Origin of the sequence: Paraburkholderia aromaticivorans (assembly GCF_002278075.1) — a bacterium.
GTDB classification, from domain to species: domain Bacteria; phylum Pseudomonadota; class Gammaproteobacteria; order Burkholderiales; family Burkholderiaceae; genus Paraburkholderia; species Paraburkholderia aromaticivorans.
This window is the reverse complement of record NZ_CP022989.1, coordinates 3,721,377-3,738,081: the sequence shown is the minus strand read 5'-3', so window position 1 is coordinate 3,738,081 and position 16,705 is coordinate 3,721,377. Positions and strand designations below refer to the sequence as shown.

Here is a 16,705-nt window from a genome sequence, read left to right as displayed (position 1 = left end):
ACAAGAGCCGAACCGGGAAAGCGCAGGGCGCTTTCCCGTGCCGCATCTGAAAGATCAGCGCGGCAGTCAAGGTTCGCAGGCGGTCGACGGGTCCATGGATCGCGCGCCGTCACCCGATACGTATTCAGGATATTCATAATGGCTATTGTTGAAGTCAAGGTTCCCCAGCTTTCCGAGTCGGTTTCGGAAGCCACGATGCTGCAGTGGAAGAAGAAGCCCGGCGAGGCTGTTGCTCAAGACGAAATTCTCATCGAAATCGAGACCGACAAGGTCGTACTCGAAGTGCCGGCACCCTCGGCCGGCGTGCTCGCGCAAGTCATCGCGAACGACGGCGACACCGTCACGGCGGATCAGGTGATCGCCAAGATCGACACCGAAGGCACCGCAAGCGCCGCTGCTGTCGAAGCTGAAGTGAAGCCCGCTCCGCAAGCCGCGCCGGCGCCCGCCGCTGCACCGGCTCCGGTGGCTCAAGCCGCATCCGCAACGGGTGCGAACACCGCTGCTTCGCCGGCCGCCGGCAAGCTGATGGCCGAGAAGGGTCTGGGCGCGGGCGACGTCGCCGGCACGGGCCGCGACGGCCGCATCACCAAGGGCGACGTGCTGGGCGCGGGCGCTCCTGCTGCCAAGGCCGCACCGGCACCGGCTCCGGCCGCCGCACCGAAGGCTGCCAAGCCGTCGCTGCCGGACGTCAAGGCGCCGGCTTCGGCTGACCAATGGCTGAAGGACCGCCCGGAACAACGCGTGCCGATGTCGCGTCTGCGCGCGCGTATCGCCGAGCGTCTGCTCGAGTCGCAGCAAACCAACGCCATCCTGACCACGTTCAACGAAGTGAACATGGCGCCGGTGATGGACCTGCGCAACAAGTACAAAGACAAGTTCGAAAAGGAACACGGCGTGAAGCTCGGCTTCATGTCGTTCTTCGTGAAGGCGGCGGTTCACGCGCTGAAGAAGTTCCCGCTGGTGAACGCGTCGATCGACGGTAACGACATCGTCTATCACGGCTACTTCGACATCGGTATCGCTGTCGGTTCGCCGCGCGGTCTGGTGGTGCCGATCCTGCGCAATGCGGATCAGCTGAGCCTCGCCGAAATCGAAAAGAAGATTGCCGAATTCGGCCAGAAGGCGAAAGACGGCAAGCTGTCGATCGAAGAAATGACCGGCGGCACGTTCTCGATCTCGAACGGTGGCGTGTTCGGCTCGATGCTGTCGACCCCGATCATCAACCCGCCGCAATCCGCCATTCTGGGCGTGCACGCCACGAAGGAACGCGCTGTGGTCGAAAACGGCCAGATCGTGATCCGCCCGATGAACTACCTGGCGCTCTCGTACGACCACCGGATCATCGACGGTCGTGAAGCGGTGCTGTCGCTGGTCGCCATGAAGGATGCGCTGGAAGATCCGGCGCGCCTGCTGCTGGACCTGTAATCACCGGCCCGGCCGGTGCCGGCTTGTCGTTGGGCAAGTCGGCACCATATAAGCATCAGGCAAGCAGCACGTCTTTCGCATTCCGCAGTACAGGAACGCCGCGTGCCACGAAGCGTGGCCGCGCGCCGTTCCGCCCTCAAAAGGATTGTCATGTCCAAAGAATTTGACGTCGTCGTGATCGGCGCGGGCCCTGGCGGTTACATCGCCGCCATCCGCGCAGCGCAGCTCGGCAAGACCGTCGCATGTATCGAAAAATGGAAGAACCCGGCCGGTACGCTGAAGCTCGGCGGCACGTGCCTGAACGTGGGTTGCATTCCGTCGAAGGCGCTGCTCGCGTCGTCGGAAGAGTTTGAAAACGCGTCGCATCACCTCGCCGACCACGGCATCTCCGTGGAAAACGTGAAGGTCGATATCTCGAAGATGATGGCCCGTAAAGAAGGCATCGTCGAGAAGATGACGAAGGGCATCGAATTTCTGTTCCGCAAGAACAAGATCACGTGGCTCAAGGGCCACGGCAAGTTCACCGGCAAGACGGACGCCGGCGTGCAGATCGAAGTGAGCGGCGAAGGCGAAACCGAAGTGGTCACGGCGAAGAACGTGATCATCGCCACGGGTTCGAAGGCACGCCACCTGCCGAACATTCCGGTCGACAACAGGATCGTTGCCGACAACGAAGGCGCGCTGAGCTTCGACACGGCTCCGAAGAAGCTGGCTGTGATCGGCGCAGGCGTGATCGGTCTGGAACTGGGTTCGGTGTGGCGCCGTCTGGGCGCGGAAGTGACCGTGCTCGAAGCGCTGCCGGAATTCCTCGGCGCGGCTGACCAGGCGCTCGCGAAAGAAGCGGCCAAGCAGTTCAAGAAGCAGGGTCTGGACATCCATGTCGGCGTGAAGGTCGGCGAAGTGAAGACGACCGACAACGGCGTGACGATCGCTTACACGGACAAGGACGGCAACGCGCAGAAGCTCGAAGCCGACCGCCTGATCGTGTCGATCGGCCGCGTGCCGAACACCGACAACCTCGGTCTCGAAGCGATCGGCCTGAAGGCCAACGAGCGCGGTTTCATCGACGTGGACGACCATTGCGCGACGGCTGTGGCGAACGTGTACGCGATCGGTGACGTGGTGCGTGGCCCGATGCTCGCGCACAAGGCTGAAGACGAAGGCGTGCTGGTCGCCGAAATCATCGACGGTCAGAAACCGCATATCGACTACAACTGCGTTCCGTGGGTGATCTACACCGAACCGGAAATCGCATGGGTCGGCAAGACGGAACAGCAACTGAAGGCTGAAGGCCGCGAGATCAAGACAGGCCAGTTCCCGTTCATGGCGAACGGCCGCGCGCTTGGCATCAACAAGGCGGATGGTTTCGTCAAGATGATCGCCGACGCGAAGACCGACGAACTGCTCGGCGTGCACATCATCTCGGCCAACGCATCGGACCTGATCGCGGAAGCCGTGGTGGCGATGGAATTCAAGGCGGCGTCGGAAGACATCGGCCGCATTTGCCATCCGCACCCGTCGCTGTCGGAAGTCATGCGCGAGGCGGCACTGGCCGTCGACAAGCGCGCGCTGAACATGTAATCACGCGCACGCCTGACTGACAGTACTCCGGCATTACCACGAAGGCGGGCGGGTTCACTCCCTCCCGCCTTTCTATTTGCAGCAACACGATGAACGTCACCGAATACTACGAAAAAGAACTGCAGACGCGGGGTTACCAATCGGACCCGGCGCAACGCGCGGCGGTCGACCGTCTGCAGCGGTGCTATGAAGAGTGGACCGAATACAAGTCGCGCCGCTCGAATGCGTTCAAGAAACTGATCATCCACCCGGATCTGCCGCGCGGCGTGTATATGTGGGGCGGTGTAGGGCGCGGCAAGAGCTTCCTGATGGACAGCTTCTATATGATCGTGCCGGTGCAGCGCAAAACGCGTCTGCATTTCCACGAGTTTATGCGCGAAGTGCATCGCGAACTGGAGGAACTCAAGGGCACGGCCGATCCGCTCGACGAACTCGCACGCCGCATCGCCAAACGCTACCGCCTGATCTGTTTCGACGAATTCCACGTGTCGGATATCGCCGACGCGATGATCCTGTACCGACTGCTCGACAAGCTGTTTGAAAACGGCGTGCAGTTCGTGATGACGTCCAACTACGATCCGGACACGCTGTATCCGGACGGCCTGCATCGCGACCGGATGTTGCCGGCGATCGAACTCATCAAGCAAAAGCTCGACGTGATCAACGTCGACGCGGGCATCGACTACCGGCAACGTACGCTGGCTCAAGTGGAGGTGTATCACTCGCCGCTCGGCGCCGCCGCCGACAAGGCGTTGCGCGACGCATTCGGCCGCCTTGCCGCGGTTCCGGACGAAAGCCCGATCCTGCATATCGAAAAGCGCGAGTTGAAGGCGCTGCGCCGCGCCGACGGCGTGGTGTGGTTCGACTTCGCCACGTTGTGCGGCGGTCCGCGCTCGCAGAACGACTATCTGGAACTGGCAAGCCGCTTTCACGCCGTGGTGCTCTCGGGCGTGCCGCAGATGTCGGCGCGCATGGCTTCGGAAGCGCGCCGCTTCACCTGGTTGATCGACGTGTTCTACGACCATAAAGTGAAGCTGCTGATGTCCGCCGCGGTGGTGCCCGAGCAGTTGTATGTGGACGGTCCGATGGCCAACGAATTCACGCGCACGGTCTCGCGCATCGTCGAAATGCAGTCGAAGGAGTATCTCGACGCGCCACGGCGGATCGTCGATACGTCGCTGACCTGAGGCATCGGGTGACACGGCCGGCAGTGCTTTCGCGATAGATCGAATAGCGTTGGCCGACGGGGTGTCTTCAGCCGACGTATTTTCAAGATTCGGACTGGTCTTATTTTCCGGCCGCGGACGACTGGATATCTTTTATCGAGGTTTTGATAAAGGAGAAACCATGAATCCCCACCGTGATATCAACGACGAAGAATGGCAACGTATCGCACCACTGTTGCCGGAGTTGCGTCCGCGCTCGGAACTGCGTGGCCGGCCGCTCGCCAATACGCGCTCGGTGCTCAATGGCGTGCTGTGGGTCATGTACAGCGGCGCCACCTGGTCCGCCATGCCGCGTCGATACCCTTCCTATCAGACCTGCCATCGCCGCTTCAAGGCGTGGTATGAATCCGGTGTCCTCAAACGCGTGATGGAGCAACTGTTCGGTGCGGCGAGCGAAGAGCTGTGCGCGCTGATGGAAGGTCGTATGCGTTCGCACGTGAATGCGGAACAGAAGAGCGCTGCATCGGAAAAGGCGCCGGTTGTCGCGCCCGCGGTGTTCAGCCCGGCATCGCCTCAGCCGCTGCCGTCGTCACCGTTCGCGTTCCATTCGCCCTTCAAACACGCTGCATGACCGGCTCAGCCGGGCGACTTCGAGCAAAAGAAACGGCCGGACGATTGTGGCGGCGGGCCCGCTCTCGCGGGACTCTCGGCCCGAGCGCCTCCGGCATTTTTTGTTGCGTTTTCGGCGTTTGTTGCGTTTCTCGCCGAAGCGCCGGGGGGTCTGCCAGAAGCCCCGGCGCTTCGGCGCAGAGGAGGGCGCCTCACAGCGGCCTCAGTCCGCCGAACGTGAACTACCCGCGCATCATTGCTGACGCACCCATGTCTGCGAGCGGCCCAGCAACGACACGCCGATATAGCCGCGCACCACCAGTTTGTTTCCCCCCTCTTCCAGGTGCATCTTGCACTTGTAGACCTTGCCGTTTTCCGGGTCGAGAATCTGCCCGTGGTCCCAGGCGTCGCCGTCCTTCTTCATCTCGCTGATGATCGTCATGCCGAGAATCGGTTGATCCTTGCGCGCGTCGGTACAGGCCGTGCAGCGGCGATCCGGCTGGTCGTTCGCGCCGAGTCCCTTGATCACCTTGCCGTTGAGCGAACCGTTGCCGTCCTGCGCGATCTGCACGAGCGCTTTCGGCTGGCCGGTGTGATCGTCGATGGTTTGCCAGGTGCCGACCGGGCTGTCGGCCTGCGCCATGGCCGTCACGGCGCTGGCGAGCAGTACGCCGGCCATCGCGGCTTGTTTGACCGAGCGAAGCGCGATTGCGCGAACACGTTGGGTGAATGGGATCATTGTCTTCCTCCTTGATTAAAGACGGCGCGATCATGGTCGCGCGGCGTTATTGGCGTCTCGGGCGGTCTTCGGACATCGGCCGCCATGATGCCTGGTGATGCCTGTCTGGGCTCTCAGGTTCCCGGTTCGGTGCGCGACCGGCGGAACGCGGCTTGCGCGCCGCCGGTCGCAACATCGTCTGCGCAGAATACGTGAAAGTGCGCGCGTCGTTTGATAGTGGACCCTCTAATCAGGCCGCGGCACTCTGTTGAATCAGTTCAGTTGATACGAGAACGTCGCGTTGATGCGCGGACTGCGTGACGCGCTTTCCACCGGCGCATCGCCAATCGCTTTGGCCACCGACAGATCCAGGCTGTAGTACTTCGCGTCCGAGATCCGGAAGCCGAACGCGATCGACGAGAGCCTCGAAGGCGAGGGCGTGCCTGCATGCAGATAGACACGCGCCATGTCGAACGACACGTAGGGCGTGAGCGTGCGCAGATACGTGAGGCCCGGCGTGAACGCACGATTGACTTCGAACATCGCACCCCAGCCCGAGTCGCCCGATGCTTCGCCCGGTTGATAGCCTTGCGCAAAGCGCTGCGCACCGAACGAGATCTGTTCCGAAGTCGGCAGCGACACGCCGCTGTATTGACCGGTCAGCGAGACCGCAGTGCCGATCTTCAGGGGCCACTCATTGGTTTGCGAAAAGCTGGCGCCGGTGCGCACGAAGTTGATCGAAGCGGGATTGGTGACCGGCGAGCCCGGCACATTGGAGTCGCCGGATTTCGATGCGCCCAGAATGTCGAATGCCTTGGCCACGTTGACACTCGCGCGGCGTACCTGGCCGGTCTGCACGCCGGTATAGTCGGCCTGCAATTGCAAGACCCGTATTTGCGAACGGAAACCGAGCTGCGCACCCGTATCGTGGTTGTTGTAGCGATCCTCATCGTGCGATGCGTAGACCGAGGCCGTGCCGATCACGCTTTGCGTGTTGCTCAAGAGGATCGGATACGCGAGCGAGCCGCCTATCTTGTCATTGATGACCGTGCGTTCGATGGAAGACGGAAGTCCGGGATTGTCGGTCGGATTGCCGCGATAGTGCGAGGCGTCGATCTTCGCGAGCAGCCCGTTGCTGCCGATCGGCACCGCGCCGTGGGCGGCGAGATAGGTGACGTTGTCACGCCCCTTCGGCAACAAGGCCGACACGCTCAACTGTTCGCCGAAGGAGGTCAGTCCGTTTTCGGTGGCGGTCAACAATCCTTGCACACCGGGATGATTGAAATCGATCCCGGTGCTCACGTCGAACGGCTTGCGCTCCACGTTCAGTTCGAGCGTAGTGGCGCCGTCGGTGTTCTGCGGCGGCGGCACGTTAGCCGCGACCTTCACGCCCGGCAGCAGGCCGAGCACGTTGACATAACGCTCGAAGGTGGCGCGCCGCAATGGGCGGTCGGCGGTGATGTGGTCGGCGATCGCGCGGATCTTGTCCTCCACGGCGCCGGCCTTGCCCGTTACCTTGACCGCGGACACGTAGCCTTCCACCACCGTTACGCGCACCACGCCGCCTTCGAATGTCTGCGCCGGAATGAACGCGAACGACAGCGCGAAGCCGCGCTCCTGATAGAGCTTTGTGACGCCGTTGGCGACCTGGATCAGATCGCCGATCGTCGTGTCCTTGCCGACGAGCGGCGTGAAGCGTTGTGCGACTTCGTCGAATGGAATGGACTTCACGCCTTCGACCTGAATGCGCGAGGGCGTGATGTGGCGGGCGAGCAATGCCTCGAGTTGGGGAGCTTGCGGTGCGACCTGCACGGTCACGTTCGGGCCCTTGTCGGGCGCCTTGATCTGCGGGAGCGAATCCATGGGATTGCCGCCGACGGCCGAACTGCCTGGGCGGGACTGCGCGTGTGCCTGCATCTGCAGGGTGCTCGCCGCAATCGCAGCGAGTACGACGGTCCTGGTGCTGCGATACCCGAGTTTCATCGGATTTTCCTCGTATGCCGTTCTTGTGTCGCGCGCGCGTCGCCTGGCCGGGCGGATTGCGAACGCTTATAGGTGGCTCGATGCATACTGCCGTGCTTGCATGTATTACGTCACATGCTCCGTGGCGCTTGAGCCTTGGCAGAAGAAACCGGAGCACGTGATGAGTCGGATGGCTTATGCGCATTGCCTGACTCGCAGTCTCATGCGCCATCCGACGAGCTTGCCTCGAGCAAGTCTCAGGCGATGGCCGATGCGTTCGATGCGTTAAAACAGTTAGGTTTGCTACTTATGGCTTGCCGGCAGCACACCGCCGAGCAGGGTCGTCAAGCCGCTCGTCGGCGAGCTCGAGCCGCTCGTCGAGCCTGCCGCCGAGCCGAGCGTGCCGGTCAACTGCCCGACCAGCGCGGTCACCGGCGCGAGCGCCTGAGCGCCGCCGCCCGACGTGCCGTTCGTGACGCCGGCAAGCGCGCCGGTGAGCGTCGAGAGCGGATTCGATGCGCTACCCGAGCCGCCCAGCGTCGAAGTCAGCGAGCTCAGCGGCGTGCTGTTAAGACCCGACGTCAACGAACCCAGCGGCGTGCCGCTCAGCGCCGAGGTCAACCCGGCGAGCGGCGTGCCGCCGAGCAGCGTCGAGAGCGAGCCGACCGGATTGCCGCCGAGCCCGAGACTCGCCAGCGAACTTTGCAGTGGGCCGAACGGGTTGCTGCTGGCGGGCGGTCCATCGGCGACGTTCACATTCGCGCTGCCCACGAGACTCGTAATCAATCCGGGAATCGGCAGCGCGCCATTCGGGCCGTTCGGATTGACGAGACCGCCGGCGTTCGTCACCGTGTTGCCGAGCGAGCCGACCACCGTGCCGAGATCGGCGCCGAGCGGATTCTTCGTGGCGCCGCCCACTTGCGAGCCGGCGGAGCTCAACGCGCCGCCCACTTGCGCGAGCACGCCGCCAAGCGGTGCGCCGAGACCGGTCTGCGTGCCGGCCGTCTGCGTGACGAGTCCGGCCGTCGTCACGATCGGCGTGATGGCGGTGCTGATCGGCTGGGTGATCTGTTGCACGGGCACGGAGCCGAGCGAATTGCCGAGCGTCGCGCCACCGGCGTTCAGGGCGCCCGCCGCGGTGGCGAGCGTGCTGGCGAGCGGTGTCGTAAGCGGCGAGAGCGGCGCGAGATTGCCGCTGCCCAGGCCGCCGACCGCGGTGCTCAGCCCTTGCACGACGCCGCTCGTCGAACCGACCACCGAGCCGAGGCCGGCGACCGTGGTGCCGACCGGATTGGCCGTCGTGCCGGTCTGGCCGACGCCGCTGCTCACGGCATTGGCGAGCGCGCTCAGCGTGCCGCTTGTGCTCGACACGGCGTTGCCGAGACCTTGCGTGACCTGCGGACTCAGGCCCGGAATGGTCTGCGAGGCGATCGTCGAGCCGAGGTCGCTGGTGGTCTGTGCGGCCGCGGTGGCGAGGCCGGTGGTGCCCGTTTTGGTGGTGCCGCTGCCCGTGGTGGTGGAACCCGAGCCGCTGCCGCTACCGGTGCTCGAAGTGGTCGGCGGCGCGCTGACGGTGCTGCCGCCGCAGGCGGCGAGCATGCCGGCGACCGCCACGGCGATCAACGGCGTGCGCAACGACGACACGGTCGCGCACGTCGTGTGCAGAGAAAAGAAACGTTGAGTGGACATGTGCTCCTCCAAGTTTTCTGGATGTCGTGTGCGTGGGTTCCGGTGCGCCGTTGCAATGGGTGTCTGAGCGGCGCGGCCCAGTCCAGCCAGGTCTCGGGTAGCGCCTGAGCGCGGCTGGCGGGCCGCGCTCAGGCTGGGTCTCGCGCTTCGTTCTTTTTGCTGTCCCCGAGCGTGCCGCTTACTTCTTGCCCAACCCGCCGAGCAGGCCGCCGACGAGCGAGGTCACCGGCGCGAGCGGGTTGCCCGTCGTGCTCTTGCCCGTGCTGGTGGACAGCGACAGACCGGCGCCTGAGCTGGTGGAGGCGGTGGCCGTGGTGGTGGTCGGCGTGGCGGTTGCCGCGGTCGTGACGCTGCCGAGCGCGCCGGTGACGCCCGCCAGCAAGCCGGTGACCGGAGCGAGCGGGCCGCTGCTGCCGCCGGCCGCGCCGGAGAGGCCGCTCGTCACGCTCGAGACGAGACCGGTCACCGGTGCCAGCGGGCTGCCGCCGCTCGCGGCGCCGCCAACCGCGCCGGTCACGCTGCTGAGCGCGCCGGTGAGCGGCGCGAGCGGGCCACTGGTGGTGCCGCCGGTCAGCCCGCCGAGGGCGCCGGTGAGCGGCGCGAGCGGGCTGCTGGTGGTGCCGCCGGTCAGGCCGCCGAGGGCGCTGGTGAGCGGCGCGAGGGGATTGCCGCCGCTGCCGCCCGTGAGCAGGCCGCCCACCGAAGCGACCGTCGTGCCGGTATCCGTCACCGTATGGCCGAGTGCTGCCGTGACCGGGTTGCCGCCGGTCGCGCTCAGCAGCGCGCCAGCCTTGCCGAGACCGCCGCCGACCGTCGAGAGCAGGCCGTTCAGCGGCGCGCCGAGACCGGTGGTGTTGCCGACCGTCTGGGTGGTCGCGGCGACCATCGACGTAATCGGCGTGATTGCCGTGCTCAGCGTTTGCGTGACCTGTTGGACCGGACCCGTCGACAGCGCGGTGGTGAGCGTGCCGCCACCGTTGGTGACCGCGCCGCCGAGCGTGTTGACGACGCCGCCAAGCGGCGAGGTGATCGCCGACAGCGGAGCGAGCGGGCCGCTGCCGAGGCTCGTTACGAGGTTGCCCGCATCCGTCACAGCGCCGCCGACATGACCGACGACGCCGCCCAGGCTCGCGACCGTCGTGCCGACCGCGTTGCCGCCGGTGCCGAGTTGCCCGAGCCCTTGCGACACGCCGCCGCCGAGCGTGGACACGGCCGCGCCGACTTGCTGCACGATGCCGCCGGCGGCCTGGGTGGTTTGCGAACTGACGCCGGGCACGGTCTGCGAGCCGATCACAGTGCCGATGCTGCCGACTGTCGAGCCGACGTCGCTGACCACGCCGCCCGTGTTGCCAGCCACCGTGCCGAGCGCGTTGGCGACCGCGGTGGGGTTCGTTCCCGTGCCCGTTCCGCTGCCCGTGCCCGTTCCGGTTCCCGTGCCGGACGTGCCCGAGCCGTTGCTGCCGGTGGTGGTGCCCGAGCCCGAGCCCGAGCCCGAGCTAGACCCCGACCCCGACCCCGACCCCGCCCCCCCCGAACCCATCGAACCGCTGCCGCCGGAGGTGGAAAGTGTGCCGCCGGCGGAGCCGCTACCGCTGCTGCCGGTCCCGGAACTCAGGCTGCCGGAGCCGCCGCAAGCACCGAGAGAAAGCATTGCGGCTACGCCGGCCGCAATCAGGGTTGTCCGTATCGTCGTGTTGGTCGTTTGAATGTTCATGTCGCCCTCGCATCGCATGTGTTATTGGATATTGCTGCGTGCCTGTCTCTGCACGAGCCGTGCCATTTCAACTGAGCAATGCGAAGGATTATTTCCCGGTGTCGCGTTGCGCCTTATCCGATAAGGCTTGACGAGAAGTCGATGGAGTGCGCACTGAATCGGAACGCACTCGCAAAACGCGATGTGAGGGGGGCGTTTTGCGAGTGGCGTAACGTAACGAGCCGCTCGTGCCGTTACGATGTCCGGCGTAACGCAGGGGCCAAAAATGCGTCCGCGCGCTTGAAACGTTCTGTTCAAACAGGTAATTAGTGGAGCGAATCTAACTCATGGTTATACCTATGTGCTGCAACGCACGGACAGCCGTTAATCTGCGAGGGCGGTTAAAACGCACACGTTACGAGCGTCGGGGCAGCGAACAATTGCTTAAATATCATTGTTCGGCTATAAAACCCGGAAGCATCGGAGATTGAGAGGGAGGTGGGTTATCGAACAGACAGCTCATAGCCATCCGTTTTATTGACAACGGCTGCAACGTGAAGCTACTGTGGTGCAACAAACAGAACCGGAAATGAGAGACCAACGGTTCGCGCACTCGGGTACTCCACTGACCGATGCAGCACATATACGAATGAAATAAATGACGTTCGAGGGTTCAAATGAAAAAATTCACACAACGCTTCCTGAGCGATAACAAAGGCGTGACAGCCATCGAATACGGGTTGATCGCGGGTCTTGTCGTACTCGTCATCGCGGGGGCGGTGTCGTCGGTCGGTTCAAATATTTCGGCTGTCATGACGAAAGTCGCGAGCCTGATCACCACGTCCTGATCATGAAAGGCAAGCCGTAAACGTCGTGCGAAGCGGTCGTCGCCGCGGCGACCGCGCGTTTCGCCGACGTATTAACGCATCGCTGAATGGTTAATGTGAATTGCATTGCAATTCACATGGCGTAGCTTCGCCTGTCGAGTGCGAAATGAATGTTTTCGTTGGCATTTTGTTATTTATCGCCTGGGCTGCGGTAGTCGCGATTAGTGATTGCCGTTGGCGGCGTATATCCAATTCAATTGTCGTGGTGGGTTTAGCGGCGGCATTCGGCTGCGCACTATTTCAATGCGGGCCTTTCGGGATTTCCCTCGCTCACGCGGGTATCGGCGCATTGATCGGTCTCGTCGCGCTGTTGCCGTTTTTTGCGCTCGGCGTGATGGGTGCCGCGGACGTCAAGATCTTCGCCGTCCTGGGTGCGTGGTGCGGCATGCATGCGTTGCTCGGCCTGTGGATGGCGGCGAGTCTCGCTGCCGGGGGGCACGCGCTCTGGCTGCTGATCACGACCCGCACACGGCTCGCGGGCCTCGCCCGTCGATCCGGCGCGACCTTCGAACTGGCGGGCAAGGCATCCACGCCGTACGCCGCGTGTCTCACGGTGGCCGCGAGCGGCTGGCTCGTGCTGCATGGCATGGCCGGAGGGCTGCGATGAAACCCGCCACGCCGCAGCGAGCAGGCTCGCCACGCCGAGTTCTCCCTTTGCGCCGGGCGCGCGCGCAGCGCGGCGCCACGGCTGTCGAATTCGCATTGGTGTTCCCGCTCTTTTTCGCGATCCTGTACGCGATCATCACCTTCAGTCTGATCCTCGTGGCACAGCAGAACCTGACGTTGGCCGCGGAAGAGGGCGCGCGCGCCGCGTTGAACTGGCAGAGCAATACGTCGCTGCAAACCGCGTTGACCAACCGCGGCAACGCGGCCTGCGCGGCGGCGAAGCTGGTGGCCGCGAAACTGGTGCAGTCCATGCAATGCACGCCGTCTTCCTCGACGTGCGGACCCGGCGGCGCGATGCAATGCGTAAACGTGCTGCTCACTTATAACTATCAGGCCAATCCGATCGTGCCGGTCTTGCCGCTGCTGGGAATCGTGGTGCCGAAGTCGCTGTCGAGCAGCGCCACCGTACAACTCAATCCGGAGAACATCCAGTGACGCGCGCGCCGGCTCCAGGCCTCGTCGTCCGTGAACGCGTGATTGCACGCGCGCACGGCTTTGCATCGTTTAACCGAACTGGCCGATCGTCATGCCGAACCTGACCAGGATACTTGCCGGTGTATTGATCGCCGTGGCGCTCGTGCTCGGGCTGTTCGCGTGGACGCTTTCGCGCCGCCCGGCGCCGGTGGCCGTCACGCCCGCCACGCATGCGAGTTTCCCGGTGGTGGTGGCGACCCGCACGTTGACGGCGGGCAAAGCCATTACGCTCGACGATCTGCGCGTGCAATCGCTGCCGATCAATCCGAACGGCGCCTTCACCGAGCCGGTGCAACTGGCCGGGCGTGTGCCGAACGCCGAGATCGGCGCGGAGTCGCCAGTGCTGGAAAGCCAGTTGTCGTCGGGACTTGCCGAGCGCATCGAGCCGGGCGAGCGCGCGCTCGCCGTGCGAGTGGACGAGGGCAACGCGGTCGGCAACCGGTTGCGGCCCGGCAATTTCGTCGACGTGTTTTTCACGCTCAAGCGCGACGGCGGCAGCATGGGTAACGGCGGCGAGATCGACCGGACCCAGGCGCGTTTGCTGATGTCGAAAGTGCGCGTGCTGGCGTTCGGCAACGCCACCGCGAGCGGCGACAGCGCGGGCGACCCGAACGGCATGATTCGCACGGCGGTGCTCGCCGTGCCGGTCGCCGATGTCGATCGTCTGACGCTCGCGGAAAGCGCGGGCCGTCTGATCTTCGCATTGCGTAATCCGAAGGATGCCGAAGTAATCGATCAAAGCGTTTTGCCGGCCTATCCGGGCGTGCTCAAGACGGCGGTTCACGCGGGCGCCGCCGAGCCGCTCCAGGATTCGACCCGCGCCGCGGCCGGCGTGGCGCTCGACACCTTGTCGGGCAGCGCCAATGGGGGCAACGCGGGCGCCGCCTCGAGGCTGCCGCCGCTGCCGCGCATGCCGCCGACGCGCGTGGCGGGCAATACCAACAGTACAAAGAGCGGTATCGAAGTGATACGGGGTGGGCGAGCCGAGACGGTCGCCTGGTAAAGCAGTTTCAGGGAGCGGGCGGCCGGTCGCGTCCATAACTACATGACAGAACGGATTTTTGTTTTCCGCAAGGCGGCGTGGCTCGGGATGGCCTTGCTGGCCGTATCGACCGTGACGGATGCGGCGGGGCCGGCGCAGCGCGGGCAAGCGACGCAAGCCGCACAAGCGGCTCAGCCGGGCCAGCCAACGCTCGCCGCGCCTGCGCAGACCATCGCGCTGACGGTCGGCGCGCAGCAGCAGATCGCCGTCGGCCATACGCTGCAGCGTGTGGCGATCGGCGATCCGTCGGTGGCCGACGTGCTGATCATCAAGGGCGACAAGCGCGGCGGCGTGCTGCTGGTCGGCAAGGCGGCAGGCACGACGAACCTGATGCTGTGGGCGCGCGACCGTGACGCGCCGCTGCAGTACACCGTCGACGTGACCACGCCGGCCGCGGCGTCGTTGCTGGGACCGGATACGCCGGCTGTGAAGGTGCTCGGCGGCACGGCCGTGGTGTCGGGCACGTCCGCGACGATGGAGGCCCACCAGCGCGCCGTGGTCGCGGCCGAGGGGTCGCTCGGCAAGGATGGGGCGGTATTCGACACCTCGATGGTGGCGAGCCGCGCGGTCGTGCAGGTGGACGTGCGGGTGGTCGAGTTCAGCCGCTCGGTGTTGAAGGAAGTGGGCTTTAACTTCTTCAAGCAGAACAACGGCTTCACCTTCGGCTCGTTCGCGCCGTCGGCTTTGACTTCGGTATCGGCCACGGCGGGGCAGGCGCCGAGTCTGACCGGCGTGACGCCGATCTCCTCGGCGTTCAACCTGATTTTCAACTCCGCCACGCATGGGCTGTTCGCGAACCTGAGCCTGCTCGAGAGCAACAACCTCGCGCGCGTGCTGGCCGAGCCGACCCTGGTCGCCCTGTCCGGCCAGAGCGCGAGTTTTCTCGCCGGTGGCGAGGTGCCGATTCCGGTGCCGCAGGCGCTCGGTTCGACCTCGATCGAATTCAAGCCGTATGGCGTCGGGCTCACGCTCACGCCCACCGTGCTGAGCCCACAGCGCATTGCGTTGAAAGTGGCGCCGGAGGCGAGCCAGCTGGACTTCGCCAACGCCGTGACGATCAGCGGCGTGTCGGTGCCCGCGTTCATCACGCGGCGTGCGGACACCACCGTCGAACTCGGCGATGGCGAGAGCTTCGTGATCGGCGGCCTGATCGACCGCGAGACGGCTTCGAATGTTGCGAAAGTGCCGTTGCTCGGCGACCTGCCCGTGATCGGCACGTTCTTCAAACAGTTGAACTATCAGCAGAACGAGAAAGAGCTGGTGATCATCGTGACGCCGCATCTGGTCTCGCCGCTCGCCAAGGGCGCGACCTTGCCGTCGACGCCGGGCGAGCAGTCCGAACAGCGCAATGGGCCGGTGTGGCGCTCGCTGATCGGCGGCGTGGCGGCGCGCGATTCGTCGCCGGGATTTTCGAAGTGAAGCCGGCAGGCGCTCTTGCAGTGCGCCGGATGAATACAGGGGTGAGCCGGCGTGCGCGCGAACCGCGTGGGCCCGCCGGCAAGCAGTACGACGCGGGGGCTTTGTCGCCTATGCCGCATAAGGAAGTCCAACATGAACGCGAGAACGCATTCATTGACTGAACGGGCGGTCACCGACTATTTCGTGTTCGCGTCGCTCACCGACGAACACGTGCATTGGCTCGCCGATACGCTGGTGGGCGCCGGTGTGGTCGAAACGGCCACGCTCGATCCGTCGATGCTGACACAGCGCATCGCGACGCTCAATCCGTCGCTGGTGTTCGTCGATTTTTCCTGCGGCCGCGCCGCGGCGGCGAGCGCTGCCGCGAGCGCGGTGCGCGCCGCCTATCCCAGCATGCAGATCGTCGCGCTGGGCTCGCTCGCGGAACCCGAAAGCGCGCTGGCCGCGTTGCGTGCCGGCGTGCGCGACTTCATCGATCTGACGGCGCCCCGCGAAGACGCTCTGCGAATCACGCGCCAGGTGCTCGACAACCTCGTCGAGCCGGTTAGCCGCCATGGCCATGTCACCGCGCTGCTGGGCGCGCGCGTCGGCATGGGCGTGAGCACGCTGGCCGCGAATCTTTCGGTGATGCTGCAACGGCGCGACGTCGCGCAGGGCCGGCAAGCGGCGTTGCTCGATCTCGGCCTGCCGGCTGCGGACGCCTCGCTGCTCCTGAATACGCGCAGTGAATTCAATTTCGTCGAAGCCGTGCGCAACCTGCGCCGCTTCGATCAGACTTTCGTGCATACCGCGCTGTCGCACCACGCGAGCGGCCTTGCGCTCACCACGCTGCCGCCGAACCTGGCCGACATGCGCGAGGTGTCGTACTCGTCGTCGATCGGCTTGCTGAGCCGCCTGCGTGCGTTTTTCGACCAGCAGATCGTCGATCTCGGCGGCTTCACCAATGTCGAGTTCATCGCTCATGTCGTGCAGGCCGCCGACGAAACCTGGCTGCTGTGCGATCAGGGCGTGGCTTCGATCGTGTCGGCCGTCGGCGTGCTCGACGCATTGCGCGAAGAGGGCGTGGATACCGCGAACGTGCAGTTGATCGTCAACAAGTTCGACGCCGATCTGGGCCTGGCGGCCGCGCAGATCGCGCAGCGACTGGACATTGCGTTGCTCGCCACCTTGCCGGAGCGGCGTGTCGCGCTCGGCCAGGCGGTCAATCAGGGGCATCTGCTGGCCGATGTCGCCGCGCGCGATCCGTATGTGCGCGCGCTCGAACCGTTGATCGAGCGGCTCGGCGGCGCGCAGCGCAGCGCTCGTCAGGCACGCGGCAAATCGGCTCTCGGCGCGCTCAAGCGCCTCATTCCAACCACTCACAAGCGGTCATAG

14 protein-coding genes are annotated in these 16,705 nt (G+C 64.8%); 10 read left to right on the top strand and 4 right to left on the bottom strand.

Annotated elements, in window-relative coordinates; genetic code table 11:
* Positions 1-138: 138 nt before the first annotated feature.
* The 4 genes from odhB (at position 139) to CJU94_RS16900 (ending at position 4,803) form a co-directional block, all read left to right on the top strand.
* Positions 139-1,425, top strand: coding sequence for a 2-oxoglutarate dehydrogenase complex dihydrolipoyllysine-residue succinyltransferase (gene odhB, locus CJU94_RS16915; RefSeq protein WP_095419666.1), 1,287 nt, complete (start codon positions 139-141; stop codon positions 1,423-1,425).
* A 150-nt stretch (positions 1,426-1,575) separates the two neighbouring features.
* On the top strand, positions 1,576-3,006 hold the full coding sequence (lpdA, locus tag CJU94_RS16910; protein ID WP_095419665.1) for a dihydrolipoyl dehydrogenase: 1,431 nt from the start codon (positions 1,576-1,578) through the stop codon (positions 3,004-3,006).
* Positions 3,007-3,095: 89 nt separating this feature from the next.
* Positions 3,096-4,193 carry a cell division protein ZapE gene (gene zapE, locus CJU94_RS16905; RefSeq protein WP_095419664.1) on the top strand — a complete coding sequence of 366 codons (1,098 nt, stop codon included), beginning with the start codon at positions 3,096-3,098 and terminating at the stop codon, positions 4,191-4,193.
* Between the two features lie 61 nt (positions 4,194-4,254).
* Entirely contained in the window at positions 4,255-4,803 is a 549-nt protein-coding gene (locus tag CJU94_RS16900; protein WP_208645324.1) for a transposase, read from the top strand.
* A gap of 231 nt (positions 4,804-5,034) precedes the next feature.
* Here CJU94_RS16900 and CJU94_RS16895 read toward each other — a convergent pair whose 3' ends face one another.
* The 4 genes from CJU94_RS16895 to CJU94_RS16880 form a co-directional block, all read right to left on the bottom strand.
* Positions 5,035-5,520 carry a DUF2147 domain-containing protein gene (locus tag CJU94_RS16895; protein ID WP_095419662.1) on the bottom strand — a complete coding sequence of 162 codons (486 nt, stop codon included), beginning with the start codon at positions 5,518-5,520 and terminating at the stop codon, positions 5,035-5,037.
* Positions 5,521-5,772: 252 nt separating this feature from the next.
* The gene (locus tag CJU94_RS16890; RefSeq protein WP_095419661.1) at positions 5,773-7,482 is read right to left on the bottom strand and encodes a ShlB/FhaC/HecB family hemolysin secretion/activation protein; all 1,710 of its coding nucleotides are present in this window, start codon (positions 7,480-7,482) and stop codon (positions 5,773-5,775) included.
* Between the two features lie 282 nt (positions 7,483-7,764).
* On the bottom strand, positions 7,765-9,150 hold the full coding sequence (locus tag CJU94_RS16885) for a collagen-like triple helix repeat-containing protein (protein ID WP_095419660.1): 1,386 nt from the start codon (positions 9,148-9,150) through the stop codon (positions 7,765-7,767).
* A 178-nt stretch (positions 9,151-9,328) separates the two neighbouring features.
* Complete coding sequence (locus tag CJU94_RS16880) at positions 9,329-10,864, bottom strand: collagen-like triple helix repeat-containing protein (protein WP_095420407.1); 1,536 nt, start codon at positions 10,862-10,864, stop codon at positions 9,329-9,331.
* Positions 10,865-11,520: 656 nt separating this feature from the next.
* Here CJU94_RS16880 and CJU94_RS16875 point away from each other — a divergent pair.
* The 6 genes from CJU94_RS16875 to CJU94_RS16850 all read left to right on the top strand — a co-directional run bounded on the left by CJU94_RS16875 (position 11,521) and on the right by CJU94_RS16850 (position 16,705).
* The gene (locus CJU94_RS16875; RefSeq protein WP_095419659.1) at positions 11,521-11,691 is read left to right on the top strand and encodes a Flp family type IVb pilin; all 171 of its coding nucleotides are present in this window, start codon (positions 11,521-11,523) and stop codon (positions 11,689-11,691) included.
* A 145-nt stretch (positions 11,692-11,836) separates the two neighbouring features.
* Positions 11,837-12,337 carry an A24 family peptidase gene (locus CJU94_RS16870; protein ID WP_095419658.1) on the top strand — a complete coding sequence of 167 codons (501 nt, stop codon included), beginning with the start codon at positions 11,837-11,839 and terminating at the stop codon, positions 12,335-12,337.
* Positions 12,334-12,831: a TadE/TadG family type IV pilus assembly protein gene (locus tag CJU94_RS16865; RefSeq protein WP_095419657.1), complete on the top strand. Its 498-nt coding sequence runs from the start codon at positions 12,334-12,336 to the stop codon at positions 12,829-12,831. The genes CJU94_RS16870 and CJU94_RS16865 overlap by 4 nt, the downstream gene beginning before the upstream one ends.
* A 91-nt stretch (positions 12,832-12,922) precedes the next feature.
* Entirely contained in the window at positions 12,923-13,873 is a 951-nt protein-coding gene (gene cpaB / locus CJU94_RS16860) for a Flp pilus assembly protein CpaB (protein WP_095419656.1), read from the top strand.
* A gap of 42 nt (positions 13,874-13,915) precedes the next feature.
* Positions 13,916-15,331, top strand: a complete 1,416-nt coding sequence (locus CJU94_RS16855; protein WP_095419655.1) for a type II and III secretion system protein family protein — start codon at positions 13,916-13,918, stop codon at positions 15,329-15,331.
* A gap of 132 nt (positions 15,332-15,463) precedes the next feature.
* Positions 15,464-16,705: a P-loop NTPase family protein gene (locus tag CJU94_RS16850; protein ID WP_095419654.1), complete on the top strand. Its 1,242-nt coding sequence runs from the start codon at positions 15,464-15,466 to the stop codon at positions 16,703-16,705.

Excerpts from the sequence above, each read along its gene's own strand:
- odhB (WP_095419666.1), top strand. The coding sequence starts at position 139 with ATGGCTATTGTTGAAGTCAAGGTTCCCCAGCTTTCCGAGTCGGTTTCG.
- lpdA (WP_095419665.1), top strand. The coding sequence starts at position 1,576 with ATGTCCAAAGAATTTGACGTCGTCGTGATCGGCGCGGGCCCTGGCGGT.
- zapE (WP_095419664.1), top strand. The coding sequence starts at position 3,096 with ATGAACGTCACCGAATACTACGAAAAAGAACTGCAGACGCGGGGTTAC.
- CJU94_RS16895 (WP_095419662.1), bottom strand. The coding sequence starts at position 5,520 with ATGATCCCATTCACCCAACGTGTTCGCGCAATCGCGCTTCGCTCGGTC.
- CJU94_RS16890 (WP_095419661.1), bottom strand. The coding sequence starts at position 7,482 with ATGAAACTCGGGTATCGCAGCACCAGGACCGTCGTACTCGCTGCGATT.
- CJU94_RS16885 (WP_095419660.1), bottom strand. The coding sequence starts at position 9,150 with ATGTCCACTCAACGTTTCTTTTCTCTGCACACGACGTGCGCGACCGTG.
- CJU94_RS16880 (WP_095420407.1), bottom strand. The coding sequence starts at position 10,864 with ATGAACATTCAAACGACCAACACGACGATACGGACAACCCTGATTGCG.
- CJU94_RS16875 (WP_095419659.1), top strand. The coding sequence starts at position 11,521 with ATGAAAAAATTCACACAACGCTTCCTGAGCGATAACAAAGGCGTGACA.
- CJU94_RS16870 (WP_095419658.1), top strand. The coding sequence starts at position 11,837 with ATGAATGTTTTCGTTGGCATTTTGTTATTTATCGCCTGGGCTGCGGTA.
- CJU94_RS16865 (WP_095419657.1), top strand. The coding sequence starts at position 12,334 with ATGAAACCCGCCACGCCGCAGCGAGCAGGCTCGCCACGCCGAGTTCTC.
- cpaB (WP_095419656.1), top strand. The coding sequence starts at position 12,923 with ATGCCGAACCTGACCAGGATACTTGCCGGTGTATTGATCGCCGTGGCG.
- CJU94_RS16855 (WP_095419655.1), top strand. The coding sequence starts at position 13,916 with ATGACAGAACGGATTTTTGTTTTCCGCAAGGCGGCGTGGCTCGGGATG.
- CJU94_RS16850 (WP_095419654.1), top strand. The coding sequence starts at position 15,464 with ATGAACGCGAGAACGCATTCATTGACTGAACGGGCGGTCACCGACTAT.